This window comes from Pseudomonas sp. PS01300, assembly GCF_029960155.1.
GTDB classification, from domain to species: domain Bacteria; phylum Pseudomonadota; class Gammaproteobacteria; order Pseudomonadales; family Pseudomonadaceae; genus Aquipseudomonas; species Aquipseudomonas palmensis.
Genome location: NZ_JASCPN010000019.1, coordinates 15,220 through 32,450 on the forward strand (window position 1 = coordinate 15,220; position 17,231 = coordinate 32,450).

A 17,231-nucleotide genomic window follows, 5' to 3' on the forward strand; every position below is an offset into this window, starting at 1 on the left:
GGATGAACATAACCAGCTTTGCCAAACGCCTTTGCCTGCTTGTACCGCTGATGATCGCTCCTGCCGCTTTCGCGGCAGAGCAGATGATGCCGTCGCCGCCGCAACTGGCAGCCAAGTCCTACGTGCTCATGGAAGCCTCCAGCGGCAACATCCTGGTCGAGAACAATGGCGACCAGCGCCTGCCTCCGGCGAGCCTGACCAAGCTGATGACCGCCTACATCGCCACCCTGGACATCCGTCGCGGGCAGATCGGCGAGAACGATCCGGTCACCGTCAGCGAAAACGCCTGGCGTACCGGCGGTTCGCGCATGTTCATCAAGGTCGGCACCCAGGTCAGCGTCAGCGACCTGCTGCACGGCATCATCATCCAGTCCGGCAACGACGCCAGCGTCGCCCTGGCCGAGCACATTGCCGGCAGTGAAGACGCCTTCGCCGACATGATGAACAAGACTGCCACCGACCTGGGCATGAGCAACAGCCACTTCATGAACCCCACCGGCCTGCCGAACCCCGAGCACTACTCCTCGGCGCACGACATGGCGGTGCTGGCACGGGCGATCATCCACGAGGATCCGGCGCACTACGCGATCTACTCGCAGAAGGAATTCTTCTGGAACAACATCAAGCAGCCTAACCGCAACCTGCTGCTGTGGCGCGACAAGACCGTCGACGGCCTGAAGACCGGCCACACCGACGAGGCGGGCTACTGCATGGTGTCCTCGGCAGTACGTGACGGCATGCGCCTGATCGCCGTGGTGTTCGGTACCAACAGCGAGCAATCGCGCGCTGCCGAAACCCAGAAGCTGCTGACCTACGGTTTCCGCTTCTTCGAGACCCAGACCTTCTACCAGAAGGGCACCGAACTGGCCCAGGCGCCGGTGTGGAAGGGCAAGACAGCCCAGGTCAAGGCAGGTCTTGCCGAAGACCTGAGCATGACTTTGCCTAAAGGCCAATTGAAGAAGCTGGCTGCAAGCATGACCATGAACCCGCAGCTGACCGCGCCTATCGCCAAAGGTGACGTGATCGGTAAAGTGGAAGTCAAACTGGATGACAATGTGGTACACAGCGCCGACCTGATCGCGCTGGACGACGTGGAGGAAGGTGGTTTCCTGCGTCGTGCGTGGGATAGCATTCGGCTATTCTTCTACGGGCTGTTCAACTGATATCGTGACCTGCCATGCCCCCGCACACTCACGCGGGGGCATTGTTGTTGCCACGGCTTACGAGGCCGTTACTGCCATGACCGAACCAGACGTCAAGTCGCACAAGATCGAATTCCCCTGCGCCGATTACCCGATCAAGATAATCGGCGACACCGTGGTCCATTTCAGGGACACGGTGATCGAGATTCTCAAGAAATACGCCGAGGTCGACCTCAAGACCCTGGCCGAGCGCCAGAGCAAGGAAGGCAAGTACACCACGGTGCAGCTGCACATCATTGCCACCAGTGAAGACCAGTTGCAGAACATCAACAGTGCCCTGCGCGCGACCGGAATCGTGAAAATGGTGCTCTGATGTCGGCCAGCCTCGGCTTTCGCGACCTCGGCCTGCTGCCTTACACGGCCGTGCTCGAGGCCATGCGTCGGTTCACCGACCAGCGTGGCCCGGGCACGGCCGATGAAGTGTGGCTGGTTGAACACCCGCCGGTGTTCACCCAGGGCCAGGCCGGCAAGGCCGAGCACCTGCTGCTGCCGGGAGATATCCCGGTGGTGCAGACCGACCGCGGTGGCCAGGTGACCTACCATGGGCCGGGTCAGCTGGTGGCCTACCTGTTGCTCGATGTACGCCGCCTGGGCTTTGGCGTGCGTGACCTGGTCAGCCGCATGGAGTGCTGCCTGATCGAGCTGCTGGGCAGTTATGGCGTCGAGGCGGCGGCCAAGCCCGACGCGCCTGGCGTCTACGTCGACGGGGCGAAGATCGCCTCCCTCGGCTTGCGCATTCGCAATGGCTGTTCTTTCCATGGCCTTGCCTTGAACGTGGACATGGACCTTGCGCCATTCCGCCGGATTAACCCCTGCGGGTATGCGGGGCTGGCCATGACCCAGCTGCGCGATCAGGCAGGCCCGATCGAACTCACCGAGGTAAGGGCAAGGCTGCGCGGGCAGCTGGTCAAGCACCTCGACTATGCTGAGCAGACGACCCTTGCGGGCGGAATCGACTGAATATGAATACTGTTGTGCAAGAACCGCAGCAAACCCTTATTCCCACTCAGGACGTCAGCGCGCGCCCGGCCCCACGGCCCAAGGTCGAAGCTGGCGTCAAGCTGCGTGGCGCCGAAAAGGTTGCACGTATCCCGGTCAAGATCATCCCGACCGAGGAACTGCCGAAAAAACCTGACTGGATCCGCGTGCGCATCCCGGTGTCGCCGGAAGTCGACCGCATCAAGCAGTTGCTGCGCAAGCACAAGCTGCACAGCGTGTGCGAAGAGGCTTCCTGCCCGAACCTGGGCGAGTGCTTCTCGGGTGGCACCGCCACCTTCATGATCATGGGTGACATCTGCACCCGTCGCTGCCCGTTCTGCGACGTCGGCCACGGCCGGCCCAAAGCGCTGGATGTCGACGAGCCGATGAACCTGGCCGTGGCCATCGCCGACCTGCGCCTGAAGTACGTGGTGATCACCTCGGTGGACCGCGACGACCTGCGTGACGGCGGTGCCCAGCACTTTGCCGACTGTCTGCGCGAGATCCGCAAGCTGTCGCCGGGCGTGCAGCTGGAAACCCTGGTGCCGGACTACCGCGGACGCATGGACGTGGCACTGGCGATCACGGCCCAAGAGCCGCCGGATGTGTTCAACCACAACCTGGAAACCGTGCCGCGCCTGTACAAGGCCGCGCGTCCGGGGTCGGACTACCAGTGGTCGCTGACCCTGCTGCAGAAGTTCAAGGAGCTGGTGCCGCACGTACCGACCAAGTCCGGCCTGATGCTGGGGCTGGGCGAGACCGACGAGGAAGTGATCGAGGTGATGCATCGCATGCGCGAGCACAACATCGACATGCTGACCCTGGGCCAGTACCTGCAGCCATCGCGCAGCCACTTGCCGGTGCAGCGCTTCGTGCACCCGGACACCTTCGCCTGGTTCGCCGAGGAAGGCTACAAGATGGGCTTCAAGAACGTCGCCTCGGGCCCGCTGGTGCGTTCGTCGTACCATGCCGACCAACAGGCGCACGAGGCCAAGATCAAGCTGTGACCGGCGTGTGACTGGCTGAAAAAAGGCCCCCGTACCAGCGATGGTACGGGGGCCTTTTTGTTGATGGCTTCACTGGCTTCTTCGCCGGCAAGGCCGGCTCCCACAGGCTGTGGGAGCCGGCCTTGCCGTCACGCTGTCAGCGCTTGCGCAGGCTTTCCAGCAGCTTGTGCGTCGGGTAGCCATCGGCCGGCCAGCCCTGCGCCTGCTGCGCACTGCGGATGGCCTTGCGCGTGTTGGCGCCGATGATCCCGTCTGCGGTGCCCGCGTCATAATTGTTGGCGCTGAGCAGTTGCTGCAGCTCGATCCGCTCGCTGCGGCTCAGCGGCAGGTCATCCTTGGGCCACGACCCGCGAATGAAGCCCGAGTTCTCGAAGCGTTCCGCCAGCAGGCTTACGGCCAGCGCATAGGACGACGAGTTGTTGTACTTGAGGATCGCGCGGAAGTTGTCCAGTACCAGGAATGCCGGGCCACGGGCGCCCGCCGGCAGCAGCAGGGCGGCCGAGAGCTGTTCGGTACCGGCCGGGGCACGGGCACCGGCTGGCAGGGTCACACCCAGTTGCTGCCACTCGGCCACGCTCTTGCGCAGGCTGCCATCGGCCAGCCAGTAGTCGAAGCTGCCTGGCACCTGGACTTCGAAGCCCCAGGGCTCGCCACGTTTCCAGCCGGAGCTTTGCAGGTAGTGCGCGGTGGAGGCCAGCGCATCGGCCGAGCTCTTCCAGATGTCGCGGCGACCGTCGCCGTCGAAGTCCACGGCGTGGGTGTTGTAGGTGGTCGGGATGAACTGGGTCTGGCCCATTGCGCCGGCCCACGAACCCAGCATGGCCTCGGGCTGGATATCGCCGTTCTGCAGGATCTGCAGGGCCGCGATCAGCTGCGCCTGGGCAAATGCCGGGCGGCGTCCTTCATAGGCCAGGGTGGCCAGGGAGCGGATCACCGACTTGCTGCCCTGGAACTGGCCGAAGTTGCTCTCCATGCCCCATACCGACACCAGTACGCTGCGGTCCACGCCATAGCGTTGCTCCAGCTGGCTGAGCAGGACGGCATGCTGGTCGAGCAGCTTCTTGCCGTTGCGAACGCGCAGGGGCGACAGCGCGCCCTCGAGGTATTCCCACACCGGTCGGGTGAATTCGGGTTGGCTGCGGTCGGCCTTGATCACGTCCATGTCGGGGGTGATGCCGATGAACGCGCGGTCGAAGGTGGCCGGGGTGATGCCGGCCTGCAGGGCCTGCTGACGAAAGCCGGCTTGCCATTGGGCAAAGGTCTGCAGGGGCTGGATTTCCGGGCTGGCGTCGGTGTTCGGGGTGGGCAGGGTGACCACCGGGGCAGGTTGCGCGGGAGCCAGGGGCAGGGTGTCGGCGACGGTAGGTTGCTCGGCACAGGCGACGAGCAGGATAAGGCTGGAAGCTGCGGTCAGCTGGCGAAGTTGCCGGCGACGGGAGGGGCATAAGGGCATGCATGGGTCCAGGTATTTCAGGTCAGGTGACGACCATATCATGCCTGTGGGTTTCTTGCTTTCATGCGGCCAAAAAGTGAGAAGCCTCCCAATCTCTCGATTGGAAGGCTTCGCGGCGGTAGCTGCCTTTGCCTTTGCCGGCGGGTTCCTGACGGCTGCGGAACAAGGGCTGGGCGATGATCGATTTGGCCTTGTTGGGCCGGTGCTTTGCGGGCTTTTTGCTCATGGCAGAGGTCCTGCTCAGATGGGTGTGGGCGCAATATAGGCGCTGAACCCCTCGCAGGCAAGGGCAGAGCCGGCATTGCCTGCGATGGGCTGCGCAGCGGCCCCCAGAAGCTTCGCCGGTGCTGACCGTCAGGGGGGTTACTCGGCAGGCAATGCCAGCCGCTGCCCCGCCATCAACAGCGACAGCCGCGACAGGCTCACCCAGGGCGAGCCCTGGGCCTGGCCCTTTATTTGCGCATCGATGCGCTGGGCATCCTGCAGCAGCTGCGCCCAGCGTTGCGCCGAGTAACGCTGCAGAGCCTTGCTCATCAAGGGCTTGCGCTTGTCCCACACTGGCGGGCGAGCCTGGCTGAACGCCTTGTCCAGCGGCACGCCCTGGGCGAACTGCTGGGCCAGGCCGGCCAGTACACGCAGCTCGCGCGCCAGTGCCCAGAGGATCACCGGTGGCTCGACCCCTTCGCCGCGCAGCCCCTCGAGCATGCGCAGCGCATGCGCGGCCTCGCCGTTGAGGATCGCATCGACCAGGCCAAACACGTCGAAACGTGCACTGTCGGCCACTGCTGCCTGCACGGTTTCCACGGTGATCGTGTTGCCATCGGCCAGCAGCTTGAGCTTTTCGATCTCCTGCGCTGCGGCCAGCAGGTTGCCTTCGACCCGTGCGGCGATCAGCTCCACCGCATCACGCTGGGCCGAGAGCCCGGCCTGGACCAGGCGCTGGTTGATCCATTGCGGCAGCTGCTGGGTGTCGACCGGCCAGATCTGCACGAACTGCACCTGCTGGCCTTCGATCAGGGCCTTGCCCCACTTGGTCTTCTGCGCGCTGCCATCAAGCTTGGGCAGGCTGACCAGCAGCAGGGTGTCGTCGGCCGGGCGCGCACAGTATTCGATCAGTGCCGCCGCGCCCTTGTCGCCGGGCTTGCCCGATGGCAGGCGCAGCTCCAGCACACGCTTTTGCGCGAACAGCGACAGGCTGGCACCGGCCTGCAGCAGGGTGCCCCAGTCGAAGTTGGCGTCGGCGCTGAACACCTGGCGTTCGTCGAACCCTTGCTGGCGAGCCGCCAGGCGCACCGCATCGGCGGCTTCCTGGCACAGCAACGGGTCGTCGCCACTGATCACGTAGACCGGTGCGAGGTTGCCTTGCAGGTGTTTGGGCAGTTGGGCAGGTGTGAGCTTCATAGGACAGATAGACGGGGCGCCGAAGCGCCCCGTTCAGGCTCAGTTGGCCGGCAGTTCCAGCGGCGATTGCTGGGGGGTTGCATCCTGGGCACGGCGTGCAGCTTCAAGCGCCTGGGCTTCGGCCTTGGCCCGCTCATCGGCCTGCTGTTGCAGGCTATCGAGCTGCTCGGGGGTCAGTTGCTGCAGGCGCAGCACCATGCGCTGTACCAGCTCGCGACGAATCTCGTCACGGATCTGGCCCGCTTCCTGATCGGAACCGGTCAGGTTGTTGCTGTCGTGCACGTAGACCTTCTGCACTTCGATCTTGTCGTTCAGCAGGCTCAGGTTGTCCAGGCCCTTGATTTCGTAGCTAAGCTCGGTGGTCAGCTCGTACTCCACCGAACGGCCGGCGCCGGCATAGCTGGCTGCGCGCTGGTTTTCCTGTTCGTTGGTCAGGATCAGCTTGTACGGCGCACCTGTGTGCACGTTGACGCCGCTGGTTTGCAGTACCTGGCGCAGCTGGGTCACGGTTTCGCCATAGGCGTTGCGCGCGCTCAGGTCGAGTTCCTTGAGGCTCAGCTCGGTGACACCGGTGCCGCGCAGCTGGAAACCGCAGGCGCTGAGCAGGACCGCCAGGCCCATCACCAGCAGATTGCGTTTGATCATCTTGTTGCTCCCTTGAACCTTGTAGGCGGTGCGGGCGCCATCAAGGCGCCCGTTGCTCTCAGTTGGCGACGATATTGACCAGCTTGCCAGGTACCACGATGACCTTGCGGATGCTCAGGCCTTCGGTGAAACGCAGCACGTTCTCGTTGCTGCGCGCGGCGGCCTCGATTTCTTCACGGCTGGCACCGGCCGGCATTTCGATGTGCCCGCGCAGCTTGCCGTTGACCTGGATGACCAGTTCGAGGGTGTCCTGCACCAGCGCGCTTTCGTCGACCGCCGGCCAGCCGGCATCGATGATGGCCTGGGTGTGGCCCAGACGCTGCCACAGCTCGTGGCTGATGTGCGGGGTGATCGGCGCCAGTATCAGGGCCACGGTCTCCAGGCCTTCCTGGATCAGTGCACGGTCCAGGTCGGTGGCTTGCGAGGCCTTTTCCAGCACGTTCATCAGGGTCATCACCTGGGCGATGGCGGTGTTGAACTTGTTGTGCTGGCCCACGTCGATGCTGGCCTGGCGGATCGCCGAATGGGTGGCACGGCGTACCAGCTTCTGTGCGTCGTTCAGGTTGCCCAGCTCCAGCTTGCCCGGCAGGCCCTGGCCGACGTGGGCCTGGGCCAGGCGCCAGACGCGGCGCAGGAAGCGGTTGGCACCCTCGACGCCGGAGTCGGACCATTCCAGGCTCATGTCGGGCGGCGAAGCGAACATCATGAACAGACGGCAGGTGTCGGCACCGTAGGCTTCGATCATCGATTGCGGGTCGACGCCGTTGTTCTTGGACTTGGACATCTTCTCGGTGCCGCCGATGATCACCGGCAGGCCGTCGGTCTTCAGACGTGCACTGATGGCCTTGCCCTTGGCATCCAGCTCGACTTCGACGTCGGCCGGGTTGAACCAGTCCTGGCCGCCGTTGCTGGCGACACGGTAGTAGGTATCGGCCACGACCATGCCCTGGGTCAGCAGGTTCTTGAACGGCTCGTTGGAGGTGACCAGCCCTTCGTCGCGCATCAGCTTGTGGAAGAAGCGTGCATACAGCAGGTGCAGGATCGCGTGCTCGATACCGCCGATGTATTGATCGACCGGCAGCCAGTGGTTGGCCGCTTTAGGGTCGACCAGGCCCTGGTCGTAGTTGGGCGAGGCATAACGGGCGAAGTACCAGGACGACTCGACGAAGGTGTCCATGGTGTCGGTTTCGCGCTTGGCCGGCTGGCCGCATTTCGGGCAGCTGCATTCGTAGAATTCAGGCAGGCGCGCCAGCGGCGAACCGGCGCCGTCCGGAACCACGTTCTCCGGCAGGATGACCGGCAGTTGGTCTTCCGGCACCGGTACGTCGCCACAGGCGTCGCAATGGATGATCGGGATCGGGCAGCCCCAGTAGCGCTGGCGGCTGATGCCCCAGTCGCGCAGGCGGAACTGGGTGCGCGATTGGCCCAGGCCCTTGGTGATCAGGGCGGCTTCGATGGCATCGAAGGCGCCGGGGAAGTCCAGGCCGTCGAACGCGCCGGAGTTGATCAGCTGGCCGTGCTCGTTGTAGGCGGCCTGCCATTCGCTGCCCACTTGATCGCCGGCACTGGTGCGCACCACGGTCTTGATCGGCAGCTTGTACTTGGTGGCGAACTCGAAGTCGCGTTCGTCGTGGGCCGGTACGGCCATGACTGCGCCGTCGCCGTAGTGCATCAGCACGTAGTTGGCGACCCACACCGGGAGCTTCTCGCCGGTCAGCGGGTGCTCGACCAGCAGCGAAGTGGCCAGGCCCTTCTTCTCCTGGGTGGCGACGTCGGCTTCGGCAACGCTGCCGCTCTTGCACTCGTCGATGAACGCCTGCAGTTCAGGGTTGCCCTTGGCTGCGAGGGTCGCCAGCGGGTGCTCTGCGGCCACTGCCACGTAGGTGGCGCCCATCAGGGTGTCGGGGCGGGTGGTGAAGACTTTCAGCGTGCCCGCTTCGCCGATGCTGGCCTGGTCGTAGGGGAACTGCACTTCCATGCCGCGCGACTTGCCGATCCAGTTGCGCTGCATGGTCTTGACCTGTTCAGGCCAGCCCGGCAGCTCGTCGAGGCTTTCCAGCAGCTCGTCGGCGTAGGCGGTGATCTTGAAGTAGTACATCGGGATTTCGCGCTTTTCGATCAGCGCGCCCGAACGCCAGCCACGGCCGTCGATGACCTGCTCGTTGGCCAGTACGGTCTGGTCGGCCGGGTCCCAGTTCACGGTGCCGTTCTTGCGGTAGATCACGCCCTTTTCGAACAGGCGGGTGAACAGCCACTGCTCCCAGCGGTAGTAGTCCGGCTTGCAGGTGGTGATCTCGCGGGTCCAGTCGATCGCCAGGCCCAGGCTCTTGAGCTGGGTCTTCATGTAATCGATGTTTTCGTAGGTCCACTTGGCCGGTGCCACGTTGTTCTTCATCGCGGCGTTTTCCGCCGGCATGCCGAAGGCGTCCCAGCCCATTGGCTGCAGGACGTTCTTGCCGAGCATGCGCTGGTAGCGCGCGATCACGTCGCCGATGGTGTAGTTGCGCACGTGCCCCATGTGTAGCTTGCCGCTTGGGTAAGGGAACATCGACAGGCAGTAGTAGGTGTCCTTGCCTGGCTGTTCACTGACGTCAAAAGAGTGGTGCTCGTTCCAGTAAGACTGGGCGGCGGCTTCGATTTCGCGGGGCTGATAGAGTTCGTGCATGGCTACTTTGCGCTGAGAAATGGGAGACCTTATCCAGGCTGGTTCAAAACCGTTGTGCCCGGCAATCCGGTGTCAAGAGTGAACGCCGTAGCATACATGACCCCCGTCCATCGTGGGAAACCCTGATTGCACCGGATCGGCCGGCGTTCCGTTGGTCGCGGCAACGGGCTGGTTTTGGGAGTGCCGCTAAGCTGACGTGTGGGGGGAGATGAATCTTATCTTCAATGAGGTGAACGGATGGGAGAGTCGCAGCTGGAACCACTGAAGCCGGAGATTTACGAGCGGTTGCTCGATCGCCTGGGGCTTGCCCTGGATGTCGCCCGTACGGCCGCTCGATTGCGTGATGAAATGCCTGCCGAACTGGAACTGCGTGGCCTGAGCCGCGCCGAATTCGACGTGATCAGGGCCTATCTGGCGTCGTTGCCGGAGGGTGCGCCGGGTCGTGCCGAAGCGATGCAGCAAGCGCAGCCGCCGTCCAGGGCCAAGGTCGTCTGGCTCAAGCAGGCGGCGCGTTCCACCCACACGGCAAAGCCCGGAAAGCTGCACTGCAAATAGATAGGCAGTTGCCGGGCACAATCAGGCGCAGGCGGAGTGCGCCACTGGCACCATGATTCCCATTGATCGGCGCCTGGCGGCATTGTTGCCAGGCGCCGTTTGTCTGTAGCCTTGGGCATCCATGGAGGTGCCTGATGCCATTTCGCTATTTCATCAAACAACTGATTCTGCCGCCCGGCGTGCTGCTGTTGCTGCTGCTGGCAGCGTGGTGGCTGCGCCGGTCCTGGCCGCGTACCTCGCTGTTGTGTTTCATCGCCGGCCTGGGCGGGCTGTGGCTGATGAGCCTGCCGGTGGTGGTGGAGTTCACGGCGCGCCAGCTGGAGCGTGTGCCGCCGCTTGCGCCGCAGCATTGGCAGGCGCTGGCCGGCCAGGCCGACGCGATCGTGGTGTTGGGCGCCGGGCGCGAGCGCGGTGATCCGGCCTGGGGTGGCGCCGACCAGCCCACCGGCGTGGCACTGGAGCGCATGCGCTACGCGGCGCAACTGGCCAAGGCCAGCGGCCTGCCGCTGTTGACCAGCGGTGGGCTGCACTACGGTACGCCGCCGAGCGAGGCGCGATTGATGGCCGATTCGTTGCAGCGCGATTTCGACGTGCCGGTACGCTGGCTCGAAGAGCAGAGCCGTACCACTTGGGAGAACGCCCAGATGAGCGCCGCGCTGCTGTTGCCGCAGGGCGTGAAGCGTGTGGTGGTGGTCACCCAGGCCTGGCACATGCCGCGTGCGGTGTGGAGTTTCGAACAGGCGGGGTTCGACGTGGTGGCGGCGCCGGTTGGCTATCTGGGGCATGCCTATGCACGCCCGTTCGGCGGCTGGATGCCCGAGAGCCGCGCCATGTGGCAGAGCGGCCAACTGCTCAACGAAGCAGTCGGCCTGCTGGGTTATCGCCTGTTCTACTAGACCGTCTTGGCAATGCGGCTGGCCAGCAGCGCCCAGCCGAACAGGCCCAGGCACAGGAGGGTCAGCGGCCAGGAGCGCCAGTGCAGGTAGGGCGTGAGCTTCTGCATCGGCACCACTTCACCGTAGAGGATGCCGCGTTCGAACTGCGGAATCTGCGCGGTGATCTTGCCGAACGGGTCGATCAGGCCGGTGACACCGTTGTTGGTGGCGCGGATCATCCAGCGCCCGGCTTCCAGGGCGCGCATCTGCGCCATCTGCAGGTGCTGGATGGGGCCGATCGACTTGCCGAACCAGGTGTCGTTGCTGATGGTCAGCAGGATGTCGCTCTTGGCGGCAAGGCTGGCGGCCAGTTCCGGGTAGACCACTTCGTAGCAGATCATCGGCGCCAGGTGGTAACCCTTGGCCTGCAGCATGGCCTGGTCTTCGGGGCCGCGGGCGAAGTCCGACATCGGCAGGTCGAAGAAGGCGATCAGGCCACGCAGCATGTCCTGCAGGGGCACGTACTCGCCAAAGGGCACCAGCTTCTGCTTGAGGTAGGTGCCGTCACCCTCGCCGACCACGGTGATGCCGTTGTAGTAGCGCCGCTGCTGGTGCACCACCTCACGTACCGGCACACCCGTGATCAGCGCCGAATGCCGGTCAGTGGCGAAGCTGCCCATCATGTCCAGGTAGCCCTGGGCCTGCTCCTTGAGCACCGGCACTGCGGTTTCGGGCCACACGATCAGGTCCACGGGCCGGGAACTGAAGCTCATGTCGCGGTACAGCGCCAGTTGCCGGTTGAGCTGCTCGGGGTCCCACTTCAGTTCCTGCTCGATGTTGCCCTGGATTGCCGCGACCTTCAGCGGCTCGCCCGAAGGCACGGTCCAGGCATGGCCCTTGAGCGCCAGGCCGATGATCCACGGGGCGAACAGCAGCAGCGCGCCGATGGCCATGAAGCCCTTGCGCTCGCGCAGGCGATGCAGGTTGCACAGCAGGGCGGCGGTCAGGGCCAGGGTGAAGGACACCAGCCACATGCCGCCCAGCGGGGCCAGGCCCGCCAGCGGACCGTCCAGCTGACTGTAGCCGGCATAGAGCCACGGGAAACCGGTGAGAAACCAGCCGCGGAACGCCTCCTGGCCCACCCACAGGGCGGCAAAGCACAGGGCGTCGGCCAGCGGTGCTTCAGGGCGGCGCAGCCAGCGCGCCCACAGCCAGGCCGGCAGGGCGAAAAACCACGCGATGGCGGCGAAGAACAGCAGCATCAGGCCGCCGGCCAGCAGCGCCGAGGCGCCGCCGTAGTCGTGGATACTGACGTAGATCCACCAGGTGCCGGCACCGAACAGGCCGAAGCCGTAGCACCAGCCGCGCCACAGCGCCTGGCGCGGGCTCAGCTCGCGCAGGCCGAGGTAGAACAGCGCCAGCGACAGCAGCGACAGCGACCAGATATCGAACGGGGCCAGGCTCAGCGGGGTGAGGGCGCCGGCCGCCACGGCCAGCAGGTTACCGGGCCAGCCGGGGCGGGTGATCCAGCGCATGGTTGTCCTTAACGGGTGATGGGGGTCAGGCGCAGCAGGTGAATCCGGCGGCTGTCGGCATTGAGGATGCGAAAGCGGTACGGGCCGATCTCGGTGGTTTCGTTGCGCTTGGGCAGGTGGCCGAAGGCGCTCATGACCAGGCCGCCGACGGTGTCGAACTCGTCGTCGGAGAACTCGCTGTCGAAGAACGCATTGAAGTTCTCGATCGGCGTCAGGGCCTTGATCAGGAAGTCACCGCTGGGCAGCGGCTTGATGTAGCTGTCTTCCTCGACGTCATGCTCGTCCTCGATGTCGCCGACGATCTGCTCCAGCACGTCCTCGATGGTCACCAGGCCCGCCACGCCGCCGTATTCGTCGATGACGATGGCCATGTGGTTGTGGTTGGCGCGAAACTCGCGCAGCAGCACGTTCAGGCGCTTGGACTCGGGCACGAAGGTGGCCGGGCGCAGCAGGTCCTTGATGTTGAAGCTGTCGCCGTTCTCCTTGAGGATCAATGGCAACAGGTCCTTGGCCAGCAATACGCCAAGCACGTCGTCGTGGCTCTCGCCGACCACCGGGTAGCGCGAATGCGCGGCGTCGATCACTGCCGGCAGGAACTCGCGCGGGGTCTGCGACGCCTTGATGCTGATCATCTGCGAGCGCGGCACCATGATGTCGCGCACCTGCAGGTCGGCGACCTGGATCGCACCTTCGACGATGGTCAGGGCCTCGCTGTCGAGCAGCTTGTTCTGGTGCGCTTCGCGCAGCAGCTCGAGGAGCTCCTGGCGGTTTTTCGGCTCATGGGCAAAAGCCTGGGTCAGTTTGCCCAGCCAGGACTTTTGCCCGTTGCTCGATCGATCTTCGCTCATGGCGGTTACTCGTGATCCTTGCAGATATCAGTGTGGGGTGCGTCGTGTTCGTCGTCGGCGTACGGGTCGGGGTGACCCAGTTCGGCAAGCAACGTTCGTTCCAGTGCTTCCATTTCCTCGGCCTCATCGTCGTCGATGTGGTCGTAGCCCAGCAGGTGCAGGCAACCGTGGATGACCAGGTGGGCCCAGTGGGCTTCGAGGGCCTTGCCCTGTTCGGCGGCCTCGCGCTCCACCACCGCCACGCAGATCACCAGGTCGCCCAGCAGCGGGATGTCGAGCAGGTCGTCGGGCACATCGGCCGGGAAGGACAGCACGTTGGTGGCGTAGTCCTTGTGCCGCCAGGTGTGGTTCAGCTCGCGACCTTCGGCTTCGTCGACCAGGCGGATGGTCAGTTCCGAATCGGCACTGCGCTGGCGCAGGGCCAGGGCGCACCATTGGCGGAACTGTTCTTCACTCGGGGCGCTTGCCTGGGTGGCCAGTTGCAGATCGAGCTCAAGCATCGTGCGGTTTGCCTTCGGTCGGGCCCGCCTGTGCATTCTCGAAGCGCTCGTAGGCTTCGACGATGCGCTGGACCAACGGGTGGCGCACGACGTCCTTGGGCTGGAAATGGGTGAAGCTGATGCCCGGCACGTCCTTGAGCACGCTGATGACGTGGGCCAGGCCCGACTTGGTGCCGCGCGGCAGGTCGACCTGGGTGATGTCACCGGTGATCACGGCAGTGGAACCGAAGCCGATACGGGTGAGGAACATCTTCATCTGCTCGACGGTGGTGTTCTGGCTCTCGTCGAGGATGATGAAACTGTTGTTCAGGGTGCGGCCGCGCATGTAGGCCAGCGGGGCGATCTCGATCACCTGGCGTTCGATCAGTTTGGCCACGTGTTCGAAGCCGAGCATTTCGTACAGGGCGTCGTACAGCGGGCGCAGGTACGGGTCGATCTTCTGGGCCAGGTCGCCGGGCAGGAAGCCGAGCTTCTCGCCGGCCTCGACTGCCGGGCGTACCAGCAGGATGCGACGCACCTGTTCACGCTCCAGCGCGTCGACCGCGCAGGCCACGGCCAGGTAGGTCTTGCCGGTACCGGCAGGGCCGATACCGAAGTTGATGTCGTTGCCGAGGATTTCCTTCACGTAGCGCTGCTGGTTGAGCCCGCGCGGGCGAATCATGCCCTTGCGCGTGCGCAGCGAAACGCTGACTTCGTTGACTGCCGGGTTCTCCAGCGCTTCAACGGCCGATTCCTGCAGGAACAGGTGGACCATTTCCGGGGACAGCTCGGTGGCCTTGGTCTCGCGGTAGAGGCGGCGCAGCAGCTGCTCGGCAGAGGAGGTCAGTTTGGGTTCGCCGATCAGTTCGAACTGATTGCCGCGGTTGCGGATCTCGATGGCCAGGCGCTGTTCGATCAGGCGCAGGTGCTCGTCGAACTGCCCGCACAGGTTGGCGAAGCGATGAGCCTCGAAGGGCTCGAGGATGAAGCGATGAGGTTCTATGGGTGCGTTCAAGGTCGTTTTTAGCCGCCCTACGGCAATTTGGATGAATTCAAGGATAACCCCACCCGCGCTACGGTGAAAGCGCTGAAACGATCAAGGGTCGCCGGGCCGCTCGTCGGGCCCGGCGCAGGCCCTTATTGCACCAGCGAACCGAACAGCGAATGTGGCCGTGCATCGTCGATATGGATGTCGACGAACTGGCCGATCAGCGTGGGATTGTCGCAGCGGAAGTTGACGATACGGTTATTCTCCGTGCGCCCCTGCAACTGCCCCGGGTCGCGTCGCGAATAGTCGGTTACCAGGATGCGCTGCAGGGTGCCGACCATCTGTCGGCTGATCTCGAAGCCCTGGTGGTCCAGGCGGTGCTGCAGTGCAGCCAGGCGTTCCTTCTTCAGCGCCTCGGGGGTGTCGTCCGGCAGGTCGGAGGCCGGGGTGCCCGGACGCGGGCTGTAGATGAACGAGTAGGAGAAGTCGAAGCCGACCTCGGCCACCAGCTTCATGGTGTTCTCGAAGTCTTTCTCGGTTTCGCCGGGGAAGCCGATGATGAAGTCGGAACTGATGCAGATGCCCGGTACCGCCGCCTTGAGCTTGCGCAGCTTGGACTTGTACTCCAGCACCGTGTGCCCGCGCTTCATCGCCGCCAGCACGCGGTCCGAGCCCGACTGCACCGGCAGGTGCAGGTGCTTGACCAGCTCCGGCACCTCGGCGTGCGCCTGGATCAGGCTGTCGGAGAACTCCAGCGGGTGCGAGGTGGTGTAGCGGATGCGGTCGATGCCGTCGACGGCCGCCACCACCCGGATCAGCTCGGCGAGATCGGCCACGCGACCGTCGTGGGTCTGGCCCCGGTAGCCGTTGACGTTCTGGCCCAGCAGGGTGACTTCACGCACGCCGTTCTCGGCCAGGTGGATGATCTCGGCCAGCACGTCGTCGAACGGGCGGCTGACCTCTTCGCCGCGGGTATAGGGCACCACGCAGAAGGTGCAGTACTTGCTGCAGCCTTCCATCACCGACACGTAGGCAGTGGGGCCGTCGATACGCGGTTCGGGCAGGTGGTCGAACTTCTCGATCTCGGGGAACGACACGTCGACTTGCGGCAGGCGCGTGGTGCGCGCCGCGTCGATCATCTCGGGCAGGCGGTGCAGGGTCTGCGGGCCGAACACCACGTCGACATAGGGCGCGCGCTTGCGGATCGAATCACCTTCCTGGCTGGCCACGCAACCGCCCACGGCGATCACCATGTCGGGCTTGGCGTCCTTGAGCTCGCGCCAGCGGCCGAGCTGGGAGTAGACGCGGTCCTGGGCCCGTTCGCGGATCGAGCAGGTGTTGAGCAGGATGACGTCGGCGTCTTCGGCCCGCTCGGTCACCTCCAGCGCTTGATGTTCACCCAGCAGGTCGACCATGCGCGAGCTGTCATACTCGTTCATCTGGCAGCCATGGGTTTCGATATAGAGCTTCTTGGCCATGCGTGATCATCAGGTGATTCAAAGAACCGCGCATTATAGGGCGCGTGGTCGAGGGTTCCTAGCGCTGTCGTTCGGGCGGCTATGTTATAGTTTGCGGCTTATTTCCCCCTGTGACTGTTCCAGCCCCCAATGACCAAACGCGAAGCTCCCATCTACAAAGTCATCTTTCTCAACCAGGGCCAGGTGTTCGAGATGTACGCCAAACAGATCTACCAGAGTGACCTGTGGGGTTTTCTGGAGATCGAGGAATTCGTGTTCGGCGAGCGCACTCAGGTCGTGGTCGACCCGAGCGAGGAGAAGCTCAAGGCTCAGTTCGAGGGTGTGGTGCGCAGCTTCGTGCCCATGCATTCGATCGTGCGCATCGACGAGGTCGAGCGCCTGGGCACGCCGAAGGTCAGTGAAGCCCGTGGCGTCAGCAACGTGATGCCGTTCCCGATGCCGATGCCCGAGAAGTAACGGCTGCGTTACGGAAGGGGTGCGAAGGGCGTGCGACCGTCGACGGTCTGCAGCTCCAGCAGGTACTTGCGAAAGATCTGGCCGAGTACCTGGGTGGCCATCTCCAGTTCGTCGCGCTGCATTTTTGCCGACACTTCGTCGGCCATGTCCAGCGCGTCTTCGGCGCCGTTCACCGCGGCCATCTTCAGCACGATATAGGCCTGCACGTTGTTGGCGGCGACGCCTTCGCCGCGAAAGAACATGCTGCCCAGGCGATATTGCGCTTCGGCGTGGCCTTGCAGCGAGGCCTGCTCGAAATAGTTGAGTGCCTTGTTCAGGTCTTGCGGGGCGTTCTTGCCGTCGTAATAGAACTCGCCCAGCTCGTACTGCGCCTGTGCGTCGCCGGACTGCGCGGCCTGCTGGCAGCTGGCCAGGGCCTGTTGCAGTTCTTCGGCAGGCGTATTGAGGGTGCAGCGGCCTGCTGCCGGGATCAGCAACGAGTTACCGCCTGCGGTGGCCAGCAGGGGCTGAAGTAGCAACAGGCAGCCCAGTGCGAGGGCGCGGCCGGCGCGGTTCATGGTGATCGACTTACCTCTGCAAAGCTGCGGCCAATGTGTCTGGTGGCACATTATGGGATAAGCAGCGCCCACCTTACAAAGTCTTTACTCGATTTTCTGCCGAGGGAGG

At 64.3% G+C, this 17,231-nt stretch carries 18 protein-coding genes; 7 read left to right on the forward strand and 11 right to left on the reverse strand.

Features of this window, described 5'->3' with window-relative positions:
- Window positions 1-2: 2 nt before the first annotated feature.
- The 4 genes from QMX96_RS12025 to lipA all read left to right on the forward strand — a co-directional run bounded on the left by QMX96_RS12025 (window position 3) and on the right by lipA (window position 3,187).
- Window positions 3-1,163 (forward strand): D-alanyl-D-alanine carboxypeptidase family protein, encoded by a 1,161-nt coding sequence (locus tag QMX96_RS12025; protein ID WP_043863901.1) that lies wholly within the window; start codon window positions 3-5, stop codon window positions 1,161-1,163.
- A 76-nt stretch (window positions 1,164-1,239) separates the two neighbouring features.
- Window positions 1,240-1,515, forward strand: coding sequence for a DUF493 domain-containing protein (locus QMX96_RS12030; protein WP_043863900.1), 276 nt, complete (start codon window positions 1,240-1,242; stop codon window positions 1,513-1,515).
- On the forward strand, window positions 1,515-2,162 hold the full coding sequence (gene lipB / locus QMX96_RS12035) for a lipoyl(octanoyl) transferase LipB (RefSeq protein ID WP_282361839.1): 648 nt from the start codon (window positions 1,515-1,517) through the stop codon (window positions 2,160-2,162). The genes QMX96_RS12030 and lipB overlap by 1 nt, the downstream gene beginning before the upstream one ends.
- A 2-nt stretch (window positions 2,163-2,164) precedes the next feature.
- A complete protein-coding gene (lipA, locus tag QMX96_RS12040) occupies window positions 2,165-3,187 on the forward strand; it encodes a lipoyl synthase (RefSeq protein WP_043863898.1) in 1,023 nt (340 codons plus the stop codon).
- Window positions 3,188-3,323: 136 nt separating this feature from the next.
- Here the strand turns inward: lipA and QMX96_RS12045 are convergent, their stop codons facing one another.
- From QMX96_RS12045 to leuS, 5 genes are all read right to left on the reverse strand, one after another.
- On the reverse strand, window positions 3,324-4,640 hold the full coding sequence (locus QMX96_RS12045; protein ID WP_282361840.1) for a lytic murein transglycosylase: 1,317 nt from the start codon (window positions 4,638-4,640) through the stop codon (window positions 3,324-3,326).
- A 61-nt stretch (window positions 4,641-4,701) separates the two neighbouring features.
- The gene (gene arfA, locus QMX96_RS12050) at window positions 4,702-4,866 is read right to left on the reverse strand and encodes an alternative ribosome rescue factor ArfA (RefSeq protein ID WP_054916343.1); all 165 of its coding nucleotides are present in this window, start codon (window positions 4,864-4,866) and stop codon (window positions 4,702-4,704) included.
- 137 nt (window positions 4,867-5,003) lie between these two features.
- The gene (holA, locus tag QMX96_RS12055) at window positions 5,004-6,041 is read right to left on the reverse strand and encodes a DNA polymerase III subunit delta (protein WP_282361841.1); all 1,038 of its coding nucleotides are present in this window, start codon (window positions 6,039-6,041) and stop codon (window positions 5,004-5,006) included.
- A 39-nt stretch (window positions 6,042-6,080) separates the two neighbouring features.
- Window positions 6,081-6,686 carry an LPS assembly lipoprotein LptE gene (gene lptE, locus QMX96_RS12060; RefSeq protein ID WP_282361842.1) on the reverse strand — a complete coding sequence of 202 codons (606 nt, stop codon included), beginning with the start codon at window positions 6,684-6,686 and terminating at the stop codon, window positions 6,081-6,083.
- A 58-nt stretch (window positions 6,687-6,744) separates the two neighbouring features.
- Entirely contained in the window at window positions 6,745-9,351 is a 2,607-nt protein-coding gene (gene leuS / locus QMX96_RS12065) for a leucine--tRNA ligase (protein ID WP_054916346.1), read from the reverse strand.
- 237 nt (window positions 9,352-9,588) lie between these two features.
- Between leuS and QMX96_RS12070 the strand changes: the two genes are divergently transcribed.
- Window positions 9,589-9,906, forward strand: a complete 318-nt coding sequence (locus QMX96_RS12070) for a hypothetical protein (RefSeq protein WP_043863893.1) — start codon at window positions 9,589-9,591, stop codon at window positions 9,904-9,906.
- Between the two features lie 134 nt (window positions 9,907-10,040).
- On the forward strand, window positions 10,041-10,802 hold the full coding sequence (locus QMX96_RS12075; RefSeq protein ID WP_116052302.1) for a YdcF family protein: 762 nt from the start codon (window positions 10,041-10,043) through the stop codon (window positions 10,800-10,802).
- On the opposite strand, the gene lnt is transcribed toward QMX96_RS12075, so the two are convergent.
- The 5 genes from lnt to miaB form a co-directional block, all read right to left on the reverse strand.
- On the reverse strand, window positions 10,799-12,316 hold the full coding sequence (gene lnt, locus QMX96_RS12080; protein WP_043863891.1) for an apolipoprotein N-acyltransferase: 1,518 nt from the start codon (window positions 12,314-12,316) through the stop codon (window positions 10,799-10,801). The two genes, QMX96_RS12075 and lnt, sit on opposite strands and share 4 nt — an antisense overlap.
- Before the next feature lie 8 nt (window positions 12,317-12,324).
- Window positions 12,325-13,164, reverse strand: a complete 840-nt coding sequence (locus tag QMX96_RS12085) for an HlyC/CorC family transporter (protein WP_043863890.1) — start codon at window positions 13,162-13,164, stop codon at window positions 12,325-12,327.
- A 5-nt stretch (window positions 13,165-13,169) separates the two neighbouring features.
- A complete protein-coding gene (gene ybeY / locus QMX96_RS12090; RefSeq protein ID WP_043863889.1) occupies window positions 13,170-13,664 on the reverse strand; it encodes an rRNA maturation RNase YbeY in 495 nt (164 codons plus the stop codon).
- Window positions 13,657-14,658, reverse strand: a complete 1,002-nt coding sequence (locus QMX96_RS12095) for a PhoH family protein (RefSeq protein ID WP_043863888.1) — start codon at window positions 14,656-14,658, stop codon at window positions 13,657-13,659. The genes ybeY and QMX96_RS12095 overlap by 8 nt, the downstream gene beginning before the upstream one ends.
- A gap of 122 nt (window positions 14,659-14,780) precedes the next feature.
- Entirely contained in the window at window positions 14,781-16,109 is a 1,329-nt protein-coding gene (miaB, locus tag QMX96_RS12100; protein ID WP_043863887.1) for a tRNA (N6-isopentenyl adenosine(37)-C2)-methylthiotransferase MiaB, read from the reverse strand.
- Between the two features lie 129 nt (window positions 16,110-16,238).
- Here miaB and QMX96_RS12105 point away from each other — a divergent pair, with 129 nt between their 5' ends.
- Window positions 16,239-16,565 carry a DUF1820 family protein gene (locus QMX96_RS12105; protein WP_043863886.1) on the forward strand — a complete coding sequence of 109 codons (327 nt, stop codon included), beginning with the start codon at window positions 16,239-16,241 and terminating at the stop codon, window positions 16,563-16,565.
- A gap of 8 nt (window positions 16,566-16,573) precedes the next feature.
- On the opposite strand, the gene QMX96_RS12110 is transcribed toward QMX96_RS12105, so the two are convergent.
- On the reverse strand, window positions 16,574-17,122 hold the full coding sequence (locus QMX96_RS12110) for a tetratricopeptide repeat protein (protein WP_058540589.1): 549 nt from the start codon (window positions 17,120-17,122) through the stop codon (window positions 16,574-16,576).
- Window positions 17,123-17,231: the final 109 nt, after the last annotated feature.